We start from the raw sequence: 21,156 nt of genomic DNA on the forward strand, positions 1-21,156 counted from the left end.
AAGGTTTATTAAAAATTATAAAAGATGAAAGTTTAGAAGATTATTTTATAAAGGCTAATTTTGGTTTAGAAAAAGAAAATGTTAGGGTTACAGAAAGTGGGAAACTAGCTTTAACACCTCATCCAAAGGCCTTTGGAGATAAAGAGAAGAATCCATATATAAAAACAGATTTTTCTGAGAGTCAATTAGAAATGGTAACACCTGTCTGTAATACTTTAGAGGAAGTTTACAGTTTTATATCTAACTTAAATAAGGTTGTATCTTTAGAGATTATGAAAAATGGAGAGTTTTTATGGCCTCAGAGCAATCCACCTGTATTACCAAAGGAAGAGGAAATTCCAATTGCTAAGCTTTCTAATAGAACAGATGAATTATATAGAGAAAATCTTAGTGAGAAATACGGTAAAAAGAAACAAGTAATAAGTGGAATACATTATAATTTTTCGTTTAAAGAGGAATTTATCAAGTTGCTTTATAAAGAACTTAAAGTAGAAAAGAATTTTAGAGAATTTAAAGATGATATTTATCTAAGAATGGCTAGAAACTTCCAAAAGTATCATTGGTTATTAATATATTTAACTGGAGCAAGTCCTGTTTTTCATGAAAGTTATATAGATGAAATTAAAGAAGTGGGTGAAAAGCTAGGAAAAGATTCTTATTATATAAAAGGTGACACTTCTTTAAGAAATAGTTATTATGGGTATAAAAATAAAAAGGATTATTATATTTCATATAACAGTATAGAAGAATATGCTAGTGATATAAAAAGATTAGTTAATGATAAGGAAATACAAAATATAAAAGAGTATTACAATCCTATAAGATTAAAATCATTAGGAAGTTCAGATATGCTTGAAAACTTGCTTTTAAAAGGAATTGATTACTTAGAAGTAAGACTTTTAGATTTAGATCCATTAAGTATTCAAGGAGTAAGTAAAGAAACACTTTATCTAGTGCAATTATTCATGATTTACACTTTGCTAAAAGAGAACAAGGAAATAACATATAAAGATCAAGAAGAATTTTTAGAAAATCATAATATAGTTGCTTTAAATGGTAGAAATGAAGATGCTACTATATATGAAAATGGAGTTCCTGTTTTATTAAAGGACAAAGGAAGCGAAATATTAAGTGAGATGGGTGAAATTGTAGAAATTTTATTTTCAAATAATGAGGAATTTAAAAATGTTATTACAAGATCTTTAGAAAAAATTAATAATACTAATGATACAATTTCAGATAAGCTTATTAGGGATATAAAAGAAGAAGGATATGTTAATTTTCACATGAGATTAGCTAAGGAGTACCTAAATAATTTTAAAAGTAAAGAATTTAATTTAGTTGGCTATGAAGATTTGGAATTATCAACACAAATATTAATATTAGATGCTATTAAAAGAGGAATAAAATTTAATATTATGGATAGATTAGAGAACTTCATTTCTCTTAGTGATGGAGAAATGGTTGAATATGTTAAGCAAGCAACAAAAACTTCTAAAGATTCATATATAACTGCTTTAATAATGGAAAATAAATTAGTTACTAAAGATATTCTTAGAGAAAATAATATAAGAGTTCCTAAGGGAAAGGATTATGATAACATAGAAGAGGCAAAGAAAGACTTTAGATTATTTAAGGATGAAAAAATAGTTATAAAGCCTAAATCTACTAACTTTGGCTTAGGAATTAGTATATTTCCTGGAGTATATTCAAGGGAAGAGTATGATAAAGCTGTTGAAATAGCTTTTAGAGAGGATAGTTCAATACTTATAGAAGAATTTATGACAGGAAAGGAATATAGATTTCTTGTAATAGGAGAGGAAGTAGTAGGAATACTTCATAGAGAACCTGCCAATGTAATTGGGGATGGAGAAAGTACCATAGAAGATCTTGTTTTTGAAAAGAATAAAGATTCATTAAGAGGAAAGGGATATAAGACTCCTTTAGAAAAAATAAAATTAGGAGAAATAGAAGAAATGTTTTTGAAAAATCAAGGACTAAGCTTTAAATATATTCCTAAAAATGGAGAAAAAATTTATTTAAGAGAAAATTCTAATATAAGCACAGGAGGAGATAGCATAGACTTTACTGATAAAATACACCATAGTTATAAAAAGGTTGCATTAAAATCAGCTAAGGCTGTTAAAGCGCTTATATGTGGAGTAGATATGGTAATAGATAATATAGAGAAAGAGGCAAAAGAAAAAAATCACGGCATAATAGAATTGAATTTTAATCCAGCAATACATATTCATTGTTTCCCTTACAAAGGAAAGAATAGAAAAGCTGGTGAAAAAATATTAGATTTATTATTTAATTAGATTTAAAATAGATAAGTTAATGAAGTTATATTATAAATGCTTAATTAAGGAGGATAGTTAGTATTTATATGAAGAATGAAAGTTTAGAGATATTTAAGGCATTATCAAGTCCAATTAGAATAAGAATAATAGAGAAACTATATGATGGACCAGTATGTGTATGTAGACTTAATACAGGAATTGATTTTTCACAAGCTAATTTATCGCAGCATTTAAAAATATTGAAAGATTCTGGAATTGTAGTTTCAGAAAAGAGAGGATTATATCAATATTATAGTTTGAAAAATAATAAAATAAAAAAAATAATAGAATTAGCTGATAGTATTTATAAAAATAATTAAGATTAATACTGCATAAAAAAGAAAATATATATAAATAAGTTTAATAAAACCTACAAACATATTATGTATTAAGATTGTTTGTAGGTTTTATTATTAAGTATTCAAATATTTTATTTTTGTTTTATATTTTATTACTTTCATATAGATCTATTATTTCATTAAATAAGTCTACATCATCAATTGAATTGTATAAATCTCCATCTTTTATATTGTAGACATATTCAAGTACAAATTGTTCACCACTTAAAATTTCTTTAATTATTCTAAAACGTTTGTTTATATCTAATATTTCAACTTCACAAAGAATTTCAACAGGTTCATTTTGATTAGTTTCATTATTGTATTGTTGTTTTATAAAGTTTTTAAATACTATAAGATTGGTATTTTCTTTATCACAATAATTAACCTTTCCAGTCTTGTTGCATGATAAACATGGGTTAAACTCACATTCTCTTATACATTTTACACATACGCATTCAGAACACATAAATATTTTATCAAGAGAGTCCTTATAAGTTTTTTTAAAATCTTCACATTCTTTTATAATTTCATTTTCTTTAGACTTATTTAGGAATGACAGAAAAGACTTTTTTTCTGGAAGCTCTTTAGACGCCTTATCTAGTAAATCATTATATTTTTTTAGTATTTTAATATTCTTATAGTAAGCTCTTTCTTTTAAAGTAGAATCTTCACTTAAATCTTCAATATCATCTAAAACAAACATTAGCTGACTGTAGAGATTACCATAAGTATTTTTTTCTTTATCTAAAAATTCCTTTACATTCATTTGCTATACTCCTTTATCATATAAATAATATATATTTATGATATCATATATTATCAAATAATTATGAATTCCAAACCTTAAAATATACAAAATTTCATAATTAATTTATAATAGTGATATATATTACATTTAAGGAGGGGAAGAGGATGAAAAAACATAAAAGGTTTGGTCAGTTAATCCTATTTTTTATATCTTTTTTCTTTTTAATTGGATGCTTTAATATTTCTCCAATTAAAAAAATTAAGGCAGAAACTTTTGGTATAGAAAATAGTATTGCTAAAGGTGGAAAATCATCAGGGGGTTCCTCTAGAAGTAGTTCAAGAAGTTCAAGTAAGAGTAGTTCTTATAATTCTAGTAAAAAGTATTCTAAACCTAGTAGCTCATACAGTGAAAAGAAAAAAAGTCAAGGAAATAGCAATTATTCTACTACAGATAAGTTTAATAGTTCTTCATCAGGGAGTAATTCAAGTTCTGATAAAGTAGAGAGTGGAAATGATTCTAGTAACTCAAATAACGGTAGTACACAGGGAAATAATAATTATTCAACTACAGACAAGTTTAATAGTAAAGCACCTAATAGTTCAGAAGGAAGTTATCAAGGAAATAATAAGTATGAAAATAATGATAAATCAAGTAGTGATTCAAATAAAAGCTATAGGGAAAGTAATTCAAGAGGATTTAGCTTTTTTGATATGCTTATGTTAAATAATATACTTAATATGTTTGGAAACATGTTTAGTTTTATGTTCATAAGAAGACCTTTTTTAGGTGTTGGAACTATTTTAGTCATAATTTTAATAATATTTGCAATTACAAAAAGAAGATAGTTAAAATTAATAATTATGACATGAATTTGTAAAAAAGAGCGAGTATAATAAATCTAAATAAAAAGTCAGTAAAGGTGGTAACAATATGGGAATATTTAATAGAATATCAAATATGATTAAAGCTAAGACTAACTCAGCTTTAGATGAAATGGAGAATCCAATAGAATTATTGGATCAAAAAATAAGAGATATGGAAAAATCTTTTAATGAAGCTAAAAGATCATCAGCTCAAATTTTTGGTAACTTAAAAGATACTGAAAAGAAAATGAATGAAGCTAAGGAAGAGTCAATTCAGTATGATGAAAAAGTAAGATTAGCAATGAGTAAAGGCAATGAAGAGTTAGCTAAGAAAGCTTTAAAACTTAAGTTAGATAGTGATAAGAAATTTGAGTCTTTAAAGGCAAGCTATGAAGGACAAAGGGCTAAAGCGGATGTTTTAAAAACAAAATTAGTTGAATTAGAAAAAGAATTAGATAAAACAAGAAGTTACAGAGATGAAGCAGTAGCTAGATTAAATAATGCTGAAGCTTCAAAACAAATAAATGAAGTTATTGCAAATGTTCAAAGTAAGAGCAATTCAATTAATATTGATGATATAGAAAGAAGTATTTCAAGAAAAGAGAGTTATGCTGCTGGATTAGAAGAATTAAAAAGTGAAAGTTTAGATGATGAATTTGCTAAATTAGAAGAGTTAAGTTTAGATGATGAATTAAATAAATATAGAACTACAAATACACAAGAAACTAAATCTTCAGATTCAGAACTAGACTTAGAACTAGAGAAATATAAAAATAAATAATATGAATTTTAAAGGGTTATAATAAAATAAATCGTGAATAAAACTTATAAGTATTATGAATAGAATATTTGAATTAGCTTAAATTTTTAGTCAAATTCAGATGTTCTCACAAAATATTTATAAGTTTTTTTATGTAATTATTATATATTTAGGTATAAGATATTGATTAAAAAATAAAGTCTATATAAAATTTAAATTAACAGATTGTAAAATTTAGAAAGGGGAGAATTAAATGAATTATAAATTAGTTTGTATAGATATGGATGGTACACTTTTAAATTCTCATCATCAAGTTAGTAAAAGAAATAAAGAGGCTTTAAAGAAAGCTATTGAAAAAGGAGTACATATTGCTATATCAACAGGAAGAGTTTTTCCTTCAGCTAGAATATATGGGAATATAATAGGCGTAAATGCACCCTTAATTTGTTCAAATGGTTCATATATAAAGGATAAAAATACTGATGAGGTAATATTTAAATCTACACTAGATAGGGAAACTTACTTTAAAATATGTGATATTATAAAGAAATATAAGTTTTTAGCTTACGTAGACTCTACAGATGGATTAATAGCAGATACAGAGATTCCAGAGAATGATAGTCATAGACTTATGAATAGTTGGGTAGATGAGGAAGAAAAAATAAAATTTTATAAATATGATGACTTAAGAGATGCTTATTATGAGCATGGAGAAGATATATTAAAGTTTATAATAATAAAAAAAGAAGAAGGGCCTAACATAGAAGAAGCTAAGAATGAATTTGAGGCCTTAGAAGAAGTAGATTTAGTTTGTGCTTCTTGGGGTGGATGTATAGAGATTATGAAAAAAGGAACTTCAAAAGGAAGGGCAGTTAAAGCTCTTGCGGATAAGTTAGGAATAAGTCTAGAAGAAGTAATATGTATTGGTGATAGTGGAAATGATGTATCTATGTTAGAGGTAGCAGGTTTAGCAGTAGTAATGGGTAATGCACCAGATTTTATTAAGAAATATGGAGATTATATAACAGATACAAATGAAAATGATGGTGTTGCTAAGGCTATAGAGAAATTTATATTAGAGTAATAAAATAAAGAGTTCAATAAAATAGAAATTTAGTTTGACATATTGTATTTAAAGTTATTAAATATGTTTATAGATAATAATAAAATGTGAATTGTTCACAGAAAGGGATGATTAAATGTTTAATTTTACTTTTGATGAAAAAGAATATAATTTATCAGAGGATAAATTACTTTATTTCTTTAATGAAGATGTAGATGATTTTGATATAGATAAGCTTTTTGAAATATTAAATAATAGTGAGGGTGTTAGCTTTGGGAAAGCTTATTATGATGGTCCATGTGAAGAATGTAAATTTGGATTAGAGGAAAAAAGAAAGAGTTTCCCATTTTTAGAGTTTAATATGTTTATTTATGCTAAGAATGGAAAGTTTGTAATAAGTAATATAGAAAAATCTTATGAAGGTCTTACTTATAATAAATTATTAAGGGATAAGAAAGTAGATAAGAGTTATTTAGTTAATATAAATGTTTGTAAAAATTGTGGTAATTTTGCTGTTGAAGTTGAAGAACTTGAAGTATAATAAAAAATTATTTGGTATGTATTCTTATGATACAAAAAAGAATACATACCTTTTTTTGTTTTGGAAAATTTAATTATATAGAAACAAATTAATAGCTTATACGACATAAATTTAAAAGGTTTAGATGATATAATTTAAAATATATTAGTAATAAATTTAAAGAAAGGGGAATGAAGAAATGAGTTTATTAAAGAAAATTAGTAAAATAGCAATAGGAGTTACAATGTCATCCTTACTTCTAGTAGGGTGTGGAGGAACAGGTAAAAAGGTAAGAGAAAATATACCAGAGGATAAGTTACCAGTGGCTACTATTGAAGTTAAAAATTTTGGAACTATAGAGGCAGAATTATATCCAAATAAAGCTCCAAACACTGTAGATAACTTCATAAGCCTAGCTAATAATGGATTTTACAATGGATTAACTATTCATAGAATAGTTAAGGGATTTGTGCTTCAAGGTGGAGATTCAAAGGGAACAGGTGCAGGTGGACCGGGATATATGATAAAGGGAGAGTTTTCTTCTAATGGAGTGGAAAATGATATTAAGCATGAAGAAGGAATATTATCAATGGCAAGATCTCAAAATCCAGATAGTGCAGGAAGTCAATTCTTTATTGTTACGAAAGAGGCATCACATTTAGATGGTCAATATGCTGCTTTTGGGAAAGTTACTAAGGGGTTAGATGTTGTTCATGAAATAGAAAAGGTTTCAGTAGGAGCAAATGATAAACCAGTTGAGGATGTTGTTATAGAATCAATTAAGATAGATACAAAGGGAATAGAGTATAATGAGCCTGAGAAGGTTAAATAAAAAAGATTTAAATTATTAATTATTTATATTTAATATAAGTTTTTACCATATTGGAATTTAAAAAGTCTTAGTGTAAAATTGAAGATGAACATATGTTTGCATGGAGGCTTTATGAAAGGGAATAGAAAGATAATTCATATAGATATGGACGCTTTTTATGCATCCATTGAACAGAGAGATAATCCTAAGTATAAAGGAAAACCATTGATTGTTGGAGGAGATCCAAATAGAAGAGGGGTAGTTGCTACTTGTTCTTATGAAGCAAGAAAATATGGAATACATTCAGCTATGCCATCTTTAACTGCATATAAATTATGTCCTAAAGCTATTTTTATAAGACCAAGAATGGATGTTTATAAAAAAGTTTCTAGACAGGTTATGAATATATTAAATGAATATTCAGAGCTTATGGAACCATTATCCTTAGATGAAGCTTTTATTGATGTAACTAAAAGTAAAAAGTGCAAAGGCTCTGCAACATTAATGGCACTTGAAATAAAAGAGAGAATATTTAAAGAATTAGGTCTTACTGCTTCAGCAGGAGTTTCTTTTAATAAGTTTTTAGCAAAGATGGCATCAGATTTTAGAAAGCCAGATGGTATAACAGTAATAACAGAAGAGAATTCAAAGGATTTCATAAGACAGCTACCTATAGGAAAGTTTTTTGGAGTTGGAAGAGTAACTAAAAATAAGCTAAATAATATAGGTGTATTTAAAGGAGAAGATTTACTTAAATTTTCTCAAAAAGAATTAATTGGTATTTTTAGTGAGAGAGGAAAGATATTATACGAGTTTGCTAGAGGGATAGATAATAGGCCAGTAAATCCATATAGAATTAGAAAATCTATAGGTAAGGAAATTACTTTAAGGGAAGATATAGAAGATATAGATGAAATGATAGAGATTTTAGAAGGCATATCCGAAAGAGTTTATGATAATTTAGCTTTATTGAATAAAAAAGGAAAGACTGTAACTTTAAAAGTGAAATTTGATGATTTTAAACATATAACAAGAAGTATTACTTTAGAATACTTTGTAAAAGAAAAGAAAGAAATAATGGAATGCGTAAAAAATCTTATAAGAGTAGTAGATTTTAAAGATAAAAAGGTAAGATTATTAGGAATAACAATATCGTCTTTAGAAGAAAATATAATAGTAGAAAAAAGTGAGCAGTTAAGCTTTGATGTTTAGATAAATTATTAACTAGATGAAAATAAATTTAGATAATATAGAAATTATTTAAATAAATAGTATAATAATGCTTATGATTTATAAAAAAATATCTATATTTAATAAAGTGATTTGAAATGGAGAGAAATTGATGAACTATATACTTCTAATAATTGGGTTCCTTTTACTTATTAAAGGGGCAGATCTTTTTGTAGATGGTGCTTCAGGAATAGCTAAAAAGTTAGGTGTTCCAGCGGTTATAATTGGACTTACTATTGTATCCTTAGGAACTAGTGCACCGGAGCTTGCAGTAAGTATATCAGCTGCGTTAAAAGGTAGCAATGATATTACCATGGGAAATGTTTTAGGGTCAAATTTATTTAATCTTTTAGCAGCTTTAGGATGTACAGCTATTGTAACTCCTTTAGTTATAAAGAAGCATATAATAAAAAATGATTTTATAGTAAATCTACTTGCAACTTTCGTTTTATATGTTTTTATTTTTACTGGACTAATGGGAAGTGAAAATTCTTTATCTAGAATAGATGGAGGAATATTAGTCTTAATGTGCATAACATATATAATATATTTAATATATACAGTTAAGAGAAACAATAATAAAGAAGATGAAGTATCAATAACTGTGGAATTTGAAGAATTTGAAGAGAAAAATATAAAGACACCTAATAGCACAGTTAAAAATATTATTTTATCAATAGTGGGAGTTATAGGAATAATACTAGGTGGAAAAATAGTTGTTGATTCAGCAACTGCTATTGCTTTAGGTTTAGGATTAAGTGAGAAATTAGTTGGACTTACTATTGTAGCAATAGGTACTTCACTTCCAGAACTTGTTACTTCTTTAGTTGCAGCTAAAAAGGGTGAAAATGACATAGCTCTTGGAAATATATTAGGATCTAATACCTTTAATATATTATTAATATTAGGTTTATCATCATTAATAAGTCCTATAACAATAGCTGCAAATTTATCGTTAGATTTGATATTCCTTATAATTGTTACTTTAATAATAGGTGCTTTAATTTTCTTAAATAAGAAAAAGGAAAAAATACTTACTAGGTATGAAGGATTATTTCTTTTAGTTCTTTATATTGGATATACAGTATATATAATAATAAGAAATTAATTTTTTTATAACTGTCTTAAATTAAGACAGTTATTTTTTTGAAATTTAATATATATTATAGAATTTTATTTTAAAGTTTTTAATTAAGGAATTTGAAAGTTATTTATTAATTAAAGAGGTAAGATAAGTAAAGTTGTCTTAATATAGTGGAATAATATAGTATTACTAGTTTAAATATATTGAAACTTTAGTAGTTTGGAGGATATACTTAGAATGAGAATTAACCATGTTAATATATAAGCAAAGGAGGAGAAAAAGATAAATAGTTTAATAAGTATTTTTAATCAATATAATCAATTAGCTATATTTATAAGCTTATTTATAAGTGTAATTATAGCATTACTTGGAATAGTTCCATCTATATTTGTTACTGGGGCTAATATAGTATTCTTTGGCCCTATAAATGGTTTTTTTATTTCTTTATTAGGTGAAGTTATAGGGGGATGGATAAGTTTTAAAGTATATAGAAAAGGTATAAATAAATTTGCAGGAAATATTGAAGGTAAATATAAATTAATAGATAAAATTGTAAATTGCGAAGGGAAAAGTGTTGGGATTTTAATTTTTGAAGGAAGATTAATTCCCTTTATTCCATCAGGTTTAATAACTTTAGCTGCTGCTATGAGTAAAGTTGATAGCATGGTATTTATAATATCTACATTCTTAGGAAAAATACCTTCTATTTTATTAGAAGTCTTAGCGAGTTATGGAGTTATAATAGCTTCTCAAAAAAATTTAAAGATTTTTATTGGAGTGTTAAGTTTAATTTTATTTTTGGTTACATTAAAAAAAGTGAAAGGTAAAAAAAGTATAAAATGATAAGTTTATCATTAAAAACAAAAAAACGCAATTTTTTTACGGAAAAATGGTTATTTATTATTGATTTAATATTAATTATATGATTTAATTTAAATGAATAAAGTTTTAATAATTTGTTAAAGCTTTACACTTGATTAAAGGAGTAAAATAATGATCGAAGCAGTAATTATAGCACTAATAATTGCAAAAATAAAGGGATATAGTTTAAAACCTTTATTTAAAAGTTGGACAATCTATCCTATTTTGATTTTTGAAGTTATTTATATAGTTTTACAAATAAGTATATTTATGGGTAACTATGATGTTATAAAATGGTCAACTTTATTCAAAAGTGTATATATGTACTTATTTTTAATACCTATATTCTGGTATAAAGAGTATATAAGTGCTTTAATCGGATCGTTATTTGTTTTAGCGGGAACTTTTTTAAATCATATTGTAATGGCTGCTAATAATGGACGAATGCCAGCTTTTCCAAGTTTAACATATTTTACTGGTTATATTAAATCTGACACATTTTCAAAAGTACAAGATATACATATGTTAGGTGATAGTTCAGTTAAGTTAAAATGTCTAAGTGATATAATAGATATTGGTTATAGTATTTTAAGTATAGGTGATATACTTATAAGAGTATTTGTTGTAATTATAATATATGTTACAGTAAAAAAAACAAATGAAGAATTTAAGGCTAAAAAGACTAGAATATTCAATTGACATAAATGGAGGAGCATATGTTAAAAGTAACTTTTTTAGAGTTATTAGTTAGAGGTGTACCTGAAGCTTTTTTGATGGTATTAGCGGCATATTGTTTTGCTAACAAAAAAGTTAACAGGAAGAATTATGTGGTATCTAGTTTGATAATTGCTTTAGTAGTGTATTTAGTAAGGTTTTTACCAATAAGTTATGGTGTACATACAATATTAAATATATTTGTTTTAATATTTTTGATTTTTAATATAAATAAAATAGATTTAATATCAAGTATAAGAGCATCAATTTTAATTTTAATGATATTATTTGTTTGTGAAGGATTAAATATTTGGTTTGTGAAGTATATTTTAAATAAAAATTTAAATGAGTTATTTAAAAGCTCATTAAATAAAGTTATTTTGGGAATACCATCTACCATAATTTTTGCTACTATAGTTATTTTATATTATTTAATAGCATCAAAAAAAGGAAAGTTGAGATAAAATGATTGAGAATATATCAAAGGTAATAGCTGAAAAAGTTTCCAATGAGTTGAATTATGATAATGAAAGAAAAGAAATTATTCAATATGGAACTTATGCTTTAATACAGACATTAACATCAATAATTTCAGTACTTATACTAGGATTAGTGTTTAATATAGCTTTAGAAGCTTTGATATTTTTATTTACAGCAAGCATACTTAGAAAATATTCTGGAGGAGCACATTCAGAATCATCTAATGTATGTACTTTATTGGGTGTAATAATTTCAATATTTATTGGTTTTTTAATAAAAAGTAGTTTTTTTGTAAAAATGAATTTTGAAATTATAATATTTGTTGGAATAGTTATTTTTATTTTTGCGTATTTTATAGTTTTTAAATATGCTCCAGTAGATACACCAAATAAGCCAATAAAAACTGAAAAAAAGAAAAAACGCATGAAAAAAGGATCTTTAAAAATTTTAACTATATATTTATTTATGGAATTATTTAGTATAGTTTTATATTATAATTCAGGATGGAGTTTAGCGAAATATATAATGCTAAGCATAATGCTTGGAGTAGCATGGCAATGTATAACTCTAACTTACATAGGATATATATTGTTGAAAACTATAGATTCTTTTACAAATAAATTATTATAAATCTTGAGGGGATGAGTTAAGATGAAAAAATTAAATAAAAATTTATTAACAGTATTTGCTGCAGTAACAACAGTAATAGCAACAGTAGTTGCTACTTCAGCTTGTATTTGGTTTACACATCAACCAGAGGAACCAAAATCTTTAAGAGATGAATAATAGCTTGTGATAAGGTCGGTTTTTAAGCCGACCTTGTTTTGTAATTTTGAGTGAGGACAATATGATTAGAGATGCAAATGACAATAAAAAGAAAAAAATTGATGAAATATTATCAATAGTAAAAGTATCATCATTATTATTTTCAGCTATAGTTTTTTTACAGTATATTTTTAACCTTATGAATTTACATGGTGAAATGTCAGTATATTATGGCATAGTACCAGCAGCTCTGGTTTCTATTTTTTTATTATCAATAATTTATATATTGTTGAGTTTAGTCAGTTTAAATAAATACAAAGATCATATAAATACGATACAATTGATTGAAATAATCTTATTTATGGTTATATTTATAATTGCAATATTAGTTTCAGGAGGGAATTCTAGTAATAATAAATTTTTATTTTTATTTATTATAATAACATCTACAATACAGGGAGGTATGCATAGAGGATGTGTGGTATCTGGAGTGTCATCAGTTATTATCTTAGCCATAGATTTAATTTTTGCAGGAAATGTTGGTGTAAATATATATTTTCAAAATGATTTAATATTATCAGGAGTATTTCTTTTGACAGCTTGGACTCTTGGTTTTTATGTGAAAACTGAAAATGATCATATAAAAGAATTGCAAACATTGGTTAATGAAGATGGACTAACAGGTGTTTATAATCATAGATATTTTTACGATAAATTAAGAGAGAAAATGCATATTAGTGAGGTTAAAAATCAGAAACTTTCATTAATATTTATGGATATAGATTATTTTAAGCATTATAATGATTTGTATGGACATCAAAAAGGTGATGAAGTATTAAAAAAAATAGGAAAAATTCTTAAAAATATATCTAGAGAAAATGATTTAGTAGCTAGATATGGAGGAGAGGAATTTGCAATAATTTTACCCGATACCTCAGAAGAAGAAGCAACTAAAATTGCAGAAAATATAAGATATATAATAGAAAAAACATATTTTGAAGGACAAGAAAATCAACCGAATGCTAATTTAACAATATCTGTTGGGATAGCTGTCTTTCCAGATAAGGCTAAGAGTGAGATAGAATTAGTTAAATGTGCTGATGATGCTTTGTATAGAGCTAAATTTTTCCACAAAAATAGAGTGGAGACATATGTATCTGTTTTAGATGAATTAAAAAAAGATTTAAATGAAGAAGAAAATGCACTTGTAACATCTATAAAAACTTTAATAAGTATTATAAATGCAAAAGATAAATATACATATAGCCATGTAGAAAGAGTGGTTATTTATAGTAGGCTTATGGCTAAAAAATTAGGATTGTCAGAAGATGAGAAAAAGCAGTTAATATATGGGGCTTATATGCATGATATAGGAAAAATAAATATACCTAATGAGATATTAACTAAAAAGATGAGACTTACTAAAGAGGAATGGGAGATTTTAAAGCAACATTCTAAGGATGGTGTAGAGATAATAAAATCAGTAAATTCCTTAAAAGATGTTATGCCTCTTATTTTATACCATCATGAAAGATATGATGGTTTCGGATATCCAGTAGGATTAAAGGAGAAAGAAATACCATATTTAGCAAGAGTTTTAACTGTAATAGATAGTTTTGATGCTATGACTTCAAGTAGGCCCTATAATAAAAGAAAAACTTATGAAGAGGGATTAATTGAGTTAGAAAGATGTAGTGGAACTCAATTTGATCCAGAAATAGTTAGAATTTTTAGTGAGGTAGTAAAGGAAAATATAGATGAAATACAAGATTTTTAAAGAGATGTAGAAAAATACATCTCTTTTTATTTACTTAAAATCTGATATTATTTTTTCAGAACATAATTTAGCTGAGATTAAAGACATTGATATTCCAGAGCCAGGATGTACTGAATCACCTACAAAATATATATTTTGTAAGCTTTTTATTTTTGCTTGAGGTCTAAAGAATGTAGTTTGCAATAAATTATGATTAAGTCCAAAAGCTGCACCAAAAAAGCAATTAAAATCATTTTTCAAGGTTATAGGAGTTGTGTAACTTTCATAAAGTATGTTTTCTTCTATATCTTCTAAACCTTTAATTTTGCTTATATCACATAAAACTTTGTTTCTTAAAGAAATAACCGTAGATTCACTCCAGTTTGATTTATATTTCTTTAGATTTGGAACACGTAGTATTATATTAAGGCATTCACAATTTTTAGGCACTAATGAAGGATCTATTGAACTAGGGCAATATATATAATAGATGTATTCTTTTGGTAAATTTCCTCCTATAAATGGAGCTAAGAAAACTTCTTCCTTATTTAAATTAAGTAGTATATTATGTATATTTAAATTTTCATATTTTTTTTTAAGAAATAAATGTAGTATAAATGTAGAACAAGAAAATAATAAATTATTTTGTTTTCTTTTAGAAATTTTATTTTTTAATGCACTTCTAGGAATTAAATTTTGTATAGTATAGGTAAAATCTGAATTACAAACAATTAAATCGGAAAATATATTTTCATGATTTACATTTACTCCGATTGCTACATTTTTTTTCATAAGTATATTTCTTACATTTGAGTTAAGATGTATTTTTCCTCCTAGTTCCAAGATTAATTTTTCTAAAGCTTTCACATAAGAGTACATTCCACCTTTAATATAATATAATCCATATATTTGAGTTGTAGATGGAATTAAATTAAAAACATTAGAGCTTTTAAGTGGAGACTCACCAATATACATACATTGAAAAGCTAATAAATTTTTTAAATATTCATTATTTATATATTTTTCAATGGTCTTATAACAATTTTTAAAAGGATGTATTCTAAGTAGTTCAGGTAAAGATTTAAAATATTGCCAATAATTTAAGGTGAAAAAACTCCTATTTAAAAAATATTTTTCTACCAAAAGGTATCTTCTATAAGAATTAGATATATATTTATAATAATTTGAACTTTCATCATTAAATATTTTTTCTAAAGATTCTGTAGTTCTTAAAAAGTCTGAATAAATGTTAAAGCTATCTCCAGTATCATTAAATACTTTATACAATGTATTTAATTCTATAAGCTCTATATAATTTTTATAGTCTTTTTTTGTATATTTAAATATTTCTAAATATGGTTTAGGAAGCATAAATATTGAGGCGGAAGAGTCTATTTTAAAATCTTTATATTCTATTAAATTTACTTTTCCACCTATTTTAGAGTTTTTTTCAAAAATATCTACTTCAAAGTTATTAATAAGAAGGCGAATAGCTGTAGCTAATCCACCTATTCCAGCTCCAACTATTATAGCTTTTTTTTTAGAATTCATATAATTAACCACCTAGGGTAATATCCTGCTCATTGTACCAGTTAAGAGCATTGAATAAATGATTCTTATTAAAATTAGGCCACAAATCATCAATTATATACATATCAGAATAGACTGATTGAACAGGTAAAAATCCACTTAGCCTACGTCTTCCACCCCATCTTATTAATAAATCTATTCTTGAAATATCTTTTGATTGAATATGGTCGTATATATTTTTACAATTAATATCACAAGATTTTAGAAGATTCAAATCCCATTCCCAACCGTAATTAACAAGGAAGTTAACACGTATACCGCCTTTACCTATTTTAGTTCTTTTAGTATATTTTTTTAATTCATCTGGAAAAACTGGAGAATTAGTATTTCCTATAACAAGTAATTCACAATCTTGATTTGCAATTAATTCTACTGATTTTATACATGCATCTATAAAAGCTTTCTTTTGATATGATGGTCTTTTAGTATTATCTGTAGTAAAACCATAATAAGTTATTTCTTTAATATCTAGTTTTTGACAAAGTTTAAAAAGTTCAAGTCCAGGGTCAATTCCATGCAAATATCCTTGATCTTTTTCAAGTCCATTTTCAACAGCCCAACGTCTATTACCGTCTGGGATAACCCCTATATGTTTTGGAATTCTCATAAAATATCTCCACCCTTTCTTAAAAATAGATTCTAATGAAAGTATTCCCATTTTAATAAATAAAATGCATAAATTTGATTATTTTAAAAATTGATTATATTATTATTCTATGAAAAAAATTAATGTTAATTATACGGAGTTGAAAAAATGAGATTTATAGGTGTTAGAACTTGGAAAACAGGAGTAGGTACTGTAATAGCTATGATTATAGCAAAGGAATTAGGTCTAAGTTACTGGGTTTCTGCAGGTATTATAACTATACTAAGCATACAAAGTACAAAAAGAGAATCACTAAAAATAGCTTTAAAGAGAATGGAATCTGTTATTATAGCTCTAATAGTATCTTCAGTTTTATTCTTAACATTAGGTTTTAATTCAGTTATTTTTGGAGTTTATCTTTTAATTTTTATACCTTTAACAGTAAGACTAAAAGTAACAGATGGAATTGTTGTAAGTTCTGTTTTGGTAACTCATTTATTAGTTGAAAAACAAGTGAACACATATTGGATAATAAATGAATTAGGTCTTATGTTAGTTGGAGTATTAGTTGCTTTAATACTAAATAGTTATATGCCTAAAAATGAAGACAAGATAAAAGAAGACATAGATTACATATCACAAAAAATAAAGGAAATATTTATGGATATGGCATATTCACTAAGAACTCATAGTGTTTCAATAAAGGAACAGAAGCTTTTTGATGAACTTGAAAATAGGTTAGAATTAGCTAAGAAAAGAGCCAATGATAATTTTAATAACTATTTGTTTTCAGATGTCAGGTATTATGTACATTACATAGATATGAGAGAAGTTCAATTTCAAATGCTAAAGTATATGAGAGAACATCTTTCAAGGATATCTATTACAGTAAAACAGACTGAACTTGTTGCTAATTTTACAGAGGAAGTAGCATCTGTAATAGGTAAAGAAGTAAATGTAAAAATACTTATTAATAGGTTGAATAGATTGAAAAAAGAATTAAGTGAGCAAGAGCTTCCAGTGACTAGAGAAGAGTTTGAAAATAGAGCTATGTTATTTCAATTTATTAATGATTTAGAGATATTTATAAAAACAAAGAATCAATGTTACATAAAATAAATATTATTATACTTGTCATATGTCTATTAAAATGAAAGAGTCTTTATTGTGGATTTATAATTTTACCTTTATCTATTTTGTTATAGGAGTTTTTTATGGAAATATAAAAGAGAGTATAGCAGTAATATAGATGGGAGTAAAGGAAATAACTCTAAATAATTATGATACAAGAAATGATATATTAACATGAATTTAAAATTTCAAAATAGTCTTTTATTTATTAGTATAAATTTATCTTTTAAGAATAGAGGGTAAATGTTATACTAAATTTAAGAATTACTAAATTATACTAATTTAAATTGGAGGATATTTATGAACATAATAAAAAAAGATGGAAGAATTGAAGAATTTAAAATTGAAAAGCTATCAACAAGTTTATCTAATGCAGCAAGTGATTTAAATTTAACACTTAATAAATCAGATATAGATATAATTGCAAAAGATGTTGAAGAGACACTAAAATCAATAAGAAAAAATCATGGAGAAACATCAAGTTATGAAGTTGTTGGTGTTGTAATTGATACATTAAGAAATGAGAAGTTTAGTGAAGTGTTAAGAGCATATGTAAAATATAAAAAATAATTGAATTTAAAAATTAGGTAGAGAAATTCTACCTAATTTCTTTGTAAAGACTATATTTTATTAATGGTAAATAGGGAGAGAAGTAAAAGTATGATTAAAAAAATAGTTTTAGCTTGGGGGTTATTATTTAGTTTGAGTTTTTTTGTGGGGTGTGGAAATAAAAGTTTAATAGAACAAGGAAAAGAATCTATAAAACAAGGAAATTATGAAGAAGCTACAGCAATTTTTAAAGTGGCAAGTAAAGATGATTCAAAAGATAGGGAAGAGGCTCAAAGTTTATATGATTTAACATATAATTATGTAATATCTACTAAAGCATATAATGAATTTAAATTAGATGTATCATTAGATAGTTTGAAAAAGGTAGAAGAAAATAAAAATGCACAATTAATTAAAGAAGATATTAATATTTTAAAAGAAGAAATAGATAAAGATAAGAAGGCATTAGATGATTTTTATTCAAGTATGGATGAAGTTAATAATCTAGAGAGTTCAGGTAAAATATCAGAAGCAAGAAATTTATTAAATAAATCTCTTAAAAACATTGCTTATCTAGAAGAAAATGTTAAAGAGTTAATTGAAAGTGGTAACTCTAAATTGAAGAACTTAGAAGAAAAGCTTAATAAAGAAGAAAAAATAAAAAGTGATTTAGTTGAAAAAAATAATAAAGAACTAGCAAAGAAGGCTTTAGAAATAGTAAAGAATCTAGGTGTAGTAAAAAAAGATCAGTATTTAGAGTTAAAATCTGATGAAGTATATGACTTAGGAAATGATAGTTACGGATTTGTAGTAAATAAATACTATTATCCAGAGGGAAAACCAGATCCAGCATTTATATGTCAATATTTAGTAGATAAAGAATCATGGAAAGTTAAAGAGGTTAAAGAGGGTATTAACAAGGAATTAAATTAAACTTTATTATAAAGCTTTAGGAGTTAATTTTATAGTAAGTATAAAGGCTAAAGTTAGAGATTTTTATGATGTAATTGGAAAGTTAGTATGTATCCTTAAAAAGTATGTGATTAAAGAGAATTATAATCTTATAGGATTGTCTTAAAATAGTTTATAAATATCATCAGAATAAATTTAATAATTTTTATTATATATTTATAAGATTCATTTTGAGAATTTGAATATATATTTATAAATAAATATTTTTTTAAATAGAGCTTATTATGAAATTTTAATATAGATTTATTTTTTGTTCAATTTAATATAAATTTAAATAATTTGTAACAAAAATATTTTTGCAAAGTTTTATTATAAGTAATGAGAGGTTAATAATTAAATTTATATAGACATGGAGATGAATTTTTTGAACAACAAATTAAGAAACGGAAGAAATAATAAGTATTTAAAAAGGAGAATAGTAGTTATTGTAGCAGGTGTTGCAGTAATTGTAGGCGTAGGTTTTGGAATCAAATCACTAGTTAGTAATAAAACCAATAAGGCAACTTTAGCAGTAGCTAAGGAGGAGCAACCTAAAAAAGAAGAAAAACCAAATCCAACAGACATAATGCCAAATGGAAACATAATTTATGCGGCAGATTCTTATGCAGTTAGTGCAGATGAAGTTGAAAAAATGCTTCAAGGAAAAGCTTCAGATACTAATAAAGAAATATTTTTAACTTTTGATGATGGTCCAAGTGAAAATACAAGAGAAATATTAAAAATATTAAAGGAAGAAGATGTACATGCTACATTTTTTGATATAGGATCTGCATTAAAGGATAATAAAGAAAATCAAGAGCTATTAAAACAAGAAATTGAGCAAGGAAACGCAGTAGCAAGTCATACTTTTTCACACAATTATAAAACATTGTATCCAGGAAATTCAGTCAATGTAAATAATTTTATGAGTGAATTAAATCAAACTAATGAAATAATGCAAAGCGTATTAGGAAAGAATTTTAATGCTAGAGTAGTTAGAATGCCAGGTGGATATATGTCTAGAAGATATTATAGAGATCCTAACTTAAAAGCTTTAGATGAGGCTTTTGCAAAAAACCATATAGTTAGTATTGACTGGGATGCAGAAACTGGAGATGCAACAGGAAAGCATTATACAGTAGAGCAATATGTCCAAAACTCAGCTAAAAATATTGATTCTTTAAATCATGTAATTTTATTAATGCATGATGCAGCAGCTAAGAAACAAACTGTACAAGCATTACCTCAAATAATAAAATTCTATAAAGAACATGGATATGCATTTAAAGTAATAAAAAATTCACCTGTAGATGAGAATAATTCTTCAGATACAACTAATAATTCACAAAATAGTGAGAATGAAACAAAATAAAGATAAATTATTGTCAATAAGAAATACAATAACTATTTAATATTAATAAACTTAATTAAATACAAAAGAATGATTTAAGTAAATATTACTTAATATATAAAGAAGAGAGTTGATTTTATAAAATAAGATCAGCTCTCTTTTTCGCTGTAACTTATTTACAAATTCAAAAATATAATAAGTTAAGAGCTATATATTATATTAAGGAGACTAGAAATGAAGAATTTAGTTTATTATTATGGAGCAGGAAATACAGCAAAAGGGTTTAGACCACTTTATAATTCTATATTTCAAGGTGTCAAGAAAATTTATTTACTAAATGGAGGTAGCAATATATTTAAAACTGCCATTATAAAGGAACTTATAGATGAATATAGTGATATTTTAAGTTTAGAAGGGATTATAAGCACTATAGATAATAATGAAATGGAAGGAGTAATATTAAGAGAAAAAGAAATTGCAGTAGTAAATGGAACACCTCTTCACGGTTTTATGAATTTAGTTGGTGATAATACTGAAGTAATAGATTTAGATGTATTCTTAGATAAAGATGAAATAGACAAAAATAAAGAAGCTATAAAAATTTTAAAAGAACAATTTAGAGAGTGTATGGAAAATGCTCATAAAGAATACGAAAAGGCC

The 21,156-nt window shown here is 25.4% G+C and carries 22 protein-coding genes and 1 pseudogene; 20 read left to right on the forward strand and 3 right to left on the reverse strand.

Annotation, left to right across the window (positions count from 1 at the left end):
• Both gshAB and Q1J60_RS12405 read left to right on the forward strand, forming a co-directional pair.
• On the forward strand, positions 1–2,321 hold a 2,321-nt coding region (gene gshAB, locus Q1J60_RS12400; RefSeq protein ID WP_300262832.1), incomplete at its 5' end, for a bifunctional glutamate--cysteine ligase GshA/glutathione synthetase GshB.
• A gap of 68 nt (positions 2,322–2,389) precedes the next feature.
• Complete coding sequence (locus tag Q1J60_RS12405) at positions 2,390–2,662, forward strand: ArsR/SmtB family transcription factor (RefSeq protein ID WP_300262835.1); 273 nt, start codon at positions 2,390–2,392, stop codon at positions 2,660–2,662.
• A gap of 121 nt (positions 2,663–2,783) precedes the next feature.
• Here the strand turns inward: Q1J60_RS12405 and Q1J60_RS12410 are convergent, their stop codons facing one another.
• Positions 2,784–3,449 (reverse strand): hypothetical protein, encoded by a 666-nt coding sequence (locus tag Q1J60_RS12410; RefSeq protein ID WP_300262838.1) that lies wholly within the window; start codon positions 3,447–3,449, stop codon positions 2,784–2,786.
• 146 nt (positions 3,450–3,595) lie between these two features.
• Here Q1J60_RS12410 and Q1J60_RS12415 point away from each other — a divergent pair, with 146 nt between their 5' ends.
• The 13 genes from Q1J60_RS12415 to Q1J60_RS12475 all read left to right on the forward strand — a co-directional run bounded on the left by Q1J60_RS12415 (position 3,596) and on the right by Q1J60_RS12475 (position 14,359).
• Positions 3,596–4,276: a hypothetical protein gene (locus Q1J60_RS12415; RefSeq protein ID WP_300262840.1), complete on the forward strand. Its 681-nt coding sequence runs from the start codon at positions 3,596–3,598 to the stop codon at positions 4,274–4,276.
• An 85-nt stretch (positions 4,277–4,361) separates the two neighbouring features.
• Positions 4,362–5,075 carry a PspA/IM30 family protein gene (locus Q1J60_RS12420; RefSeq protein WP_300262842.1) on the forward strand — a complete coding sequence of 238 codons (714 nt, stop codon included), beginning with the start codon at positions 4,362–4,364 and terminating at the stop codon, positions 5,073–5,075.
• A 232-nt stretch (positions 5,076–5,307) separates the two neighbouring features.
• Positions 5,308–6,138, forward strand: coding sequence for a Cof-type HAD-IIB family hydrolase (locus tag Q1J60_RS12425; RefSeq protein WP_300262845.1), 831 nt, complete (start codon positions 5,308–5,310; stop codon positions 6,136–6,138).
• Between the two features lie 115 nt (positions 6,139–6,253).
• Positions 6,254–6,658: a DUF3785 family protein gene (locus Q1J60_RS12430; RefSeq protein ID WP_300262847.1), complete on the forward strand. Its 405-nt coding sequence runs from the start codon at positions 6,254–6,256 to the stop codon at positions 6,656–6,658.
• A 178-nt stretch (positions 6,659–6,836) separates the two neighbouring features.
• Positions 6,837–7,469 carry a peptidylprolyl isomerase gene (locus tag Q1J60_RS12435; protein ID WP_300262850.1) on the forward strand — a complete coding sequence of 211 codons (633 nt, stop codon included), beginning with the start codon at positions 6,837–6,839 and terminating at the stop codon, positions 7,467–7,469.
• Between the two features lie 111 nt (positions 7,470–7,580).
• Positions 7,581–8,660 (forward strand): DNA polymerase IV, encoded by a 1,080-nt coding sequence (gene dinB / locus Q1J60_RS12440; protein ID WP_300262853.1) that lies wholly within the window; start codon positions 7,581–7,583, stop codon positions 8,658–8,660.
• Between the two features lie 130 nt (positions 8,661–8,790).
• On the forward strand, positions 8,791–9,786 hold the full coding sequence (locus tag Q1J60_RS12445) for a calcium/sodium antiporter (RefSeq protein ID WP_300262856.1): 996 nt from the start codon (positions 8,791–8,793) through the stop codon (positions 9,784–9,786).
• Positions 9,787–10,044: 258 nt separating this feature from the next.
• Positions 10,045–10,605, forward strand: a complete 561-nt coding sequence (locus tag Q1J60_RS12450; protein ID WP_300262892.1) for a TVP38/TMEM64 family protein — start codon at positions 10,045–10,047, stop codon at positions 10,603–10,605.
• A 150-nt stretch (positions 10,606–10,755) separates the two neighbouring features.
• On the forward strand, positions 10,756–11,322 hold the full coding sequence (locus Q1J60_RS12455; protein ID WP_300262859.1) for a DUF5317 domain-containing protein: 567 nt from the start codon (positions 10,756–10,758) through the stop codon (positions 11,320–11,322).
• A 17-nt stretch (positions 11,323–11,339) separates the two neighbouring features.
• A complete protein-coding gene (locus tag Q1J60_RS12460; protein ID WP_300262862.1) occupies positions 11,340–11,801 on the forward strand; it encodes a hypothetical protein in 462 nt (153 codons plus the stop codon).
• Between the two features lies 1 nt (position 11,802).
• The gene (locus Q1J60_RS12465) at positions 11,803–12,447 is read left to right on the forward strand and encodes an accessory gene regulator ArgB-like protein (RefSeq protein WP_300262865.1); all 645 of its coding nucleotides are present in this window, start codon (positions 11,803–11,805) and stop codon (positions 12,445–12,447) included.
• Positions 12,448–12,468: 21 nt separating this feature from the next.
• On the forward strand, positions 12,469–12,603 hold the full coding sequence (locus Q1J60_RS12470) for a cyclic lactone autoinducer peptide (protein WP_300262868.1): 135 nt from the start codon (positions 12,469–12,471) through the stop codon (positions 12,601–12,603).
• Positions 12,604–12,664: 61 nt separating this feature from the next.
• Complete coding sequence (locus Q1J60_RS12475) at positions 12,665–14,359, forward strand: diguanylate cyclase (protein ID WP_300262871.1); 1,695 nt, start codon at positions 12,665–12,667, stop codon at positions 14,357–14,359.
• 30 nt (positions 14,360–14,389) lie between these two features.
• Here Q1J60_RS12475 and Q1J60_RS12480 read toward each other — a convergent pair whose 3' ends face one another.
• Positions 14,390–15,889 (reverse strand): phytoene desaturase family protein, encoded by a 1,500-nt coding sequence (locus Q1J60_RS12480; RefSeq protein ID WP_300262874.1) that lies wholly within the window; start codon positions 15,887–15,889, stop codon positions 14,390–14,392.
• 4 nt (positions 15,890–15,893) lie between these two features.
• Positions 15,894–16,535 (reverse strand): undecaprenyl diphosphate synthase family protein, encoded by a 642-nt coding sequence (locus Q1J60_RS12485; protein WP_300262877.1) that lies wholly within the window; start codon positions 16,533–16,535, stop codon positions 15,894–15,896.
• A gap of 147 nt (positions 16,536–16,682) precedes the next feature.
• Here Q1J60_RS12485 and Q1J60_RS12490 point away from each other — a divergent pair, with 147 nt between their 5' ends.
• The 5 genes and pseudogenes from Q1J60_RS12490 to Q1J60_RS12510 all read left to right on the forward strand — a co-directional run.
• Positions 16,683–17,633, forward strand: coding sequence for an aromatic acid exporter family protein (locus Q1J60_RS12490; RefSeq protein WP_300262880.1), 951 nt, complete (start codon positions 16,683–16,685; stop codon positions 17,631–17,633).
• A 312-nt stretch (positions 17,634–17,945) separates the two neighbouring features.
• A complete protein-coding gene (locus Q1J60_RS12495) occupies positions 17,946–18,215 on the forward strand; it encodes an ATP cone domain-containing protein (RefSeq protein ID WP_300262883.1) in 270 nt (89 codons plus the stop codon).
• A 90-nt stretch (positions 18,216–18,305) separates the two neighbouring features.
• Positions 18,306–19,127 carry a hypothetical protein gene (locus tag Q1J60_RS12500; protein ID WP_300262886.1) on the forward strand — a complete coding sequence of 274 codons (822 nt, stop codon included), beginning with the start codon at positions 18,306–18,308 and terminating at the stop codon, positions 19,125–19,127.
• A 403-nt stretch (positions 19,128–19,530) separates the two neighbouring features.
• Positions 19,531–20,517 (forward strand): polysaccharide deacetylase family protein, encoded by a 987-nt coding sequence (locus Q1J60_RS12505; RefSeq protein WP_423249135.1) that lies wholly within the window; start codon positions 19,531–19,533, stop codon positions 20,515–20,517.
• Between the two features lie 213 nt (positions 20,518–20,730).
• Positions 20,731–21,156: pseudogene (locus Q1J60_RS12510) on the forward strand (PRK06851 family protein); the annotation flags it as partial.

The sequence above is a fragment of the Clostridium sp. genome (assembly GCF_029258205.1).
GTDB lineage: Bacteria > Bacillota > Clostridia > Clostridiales > Clostridiaceae > Sarcina.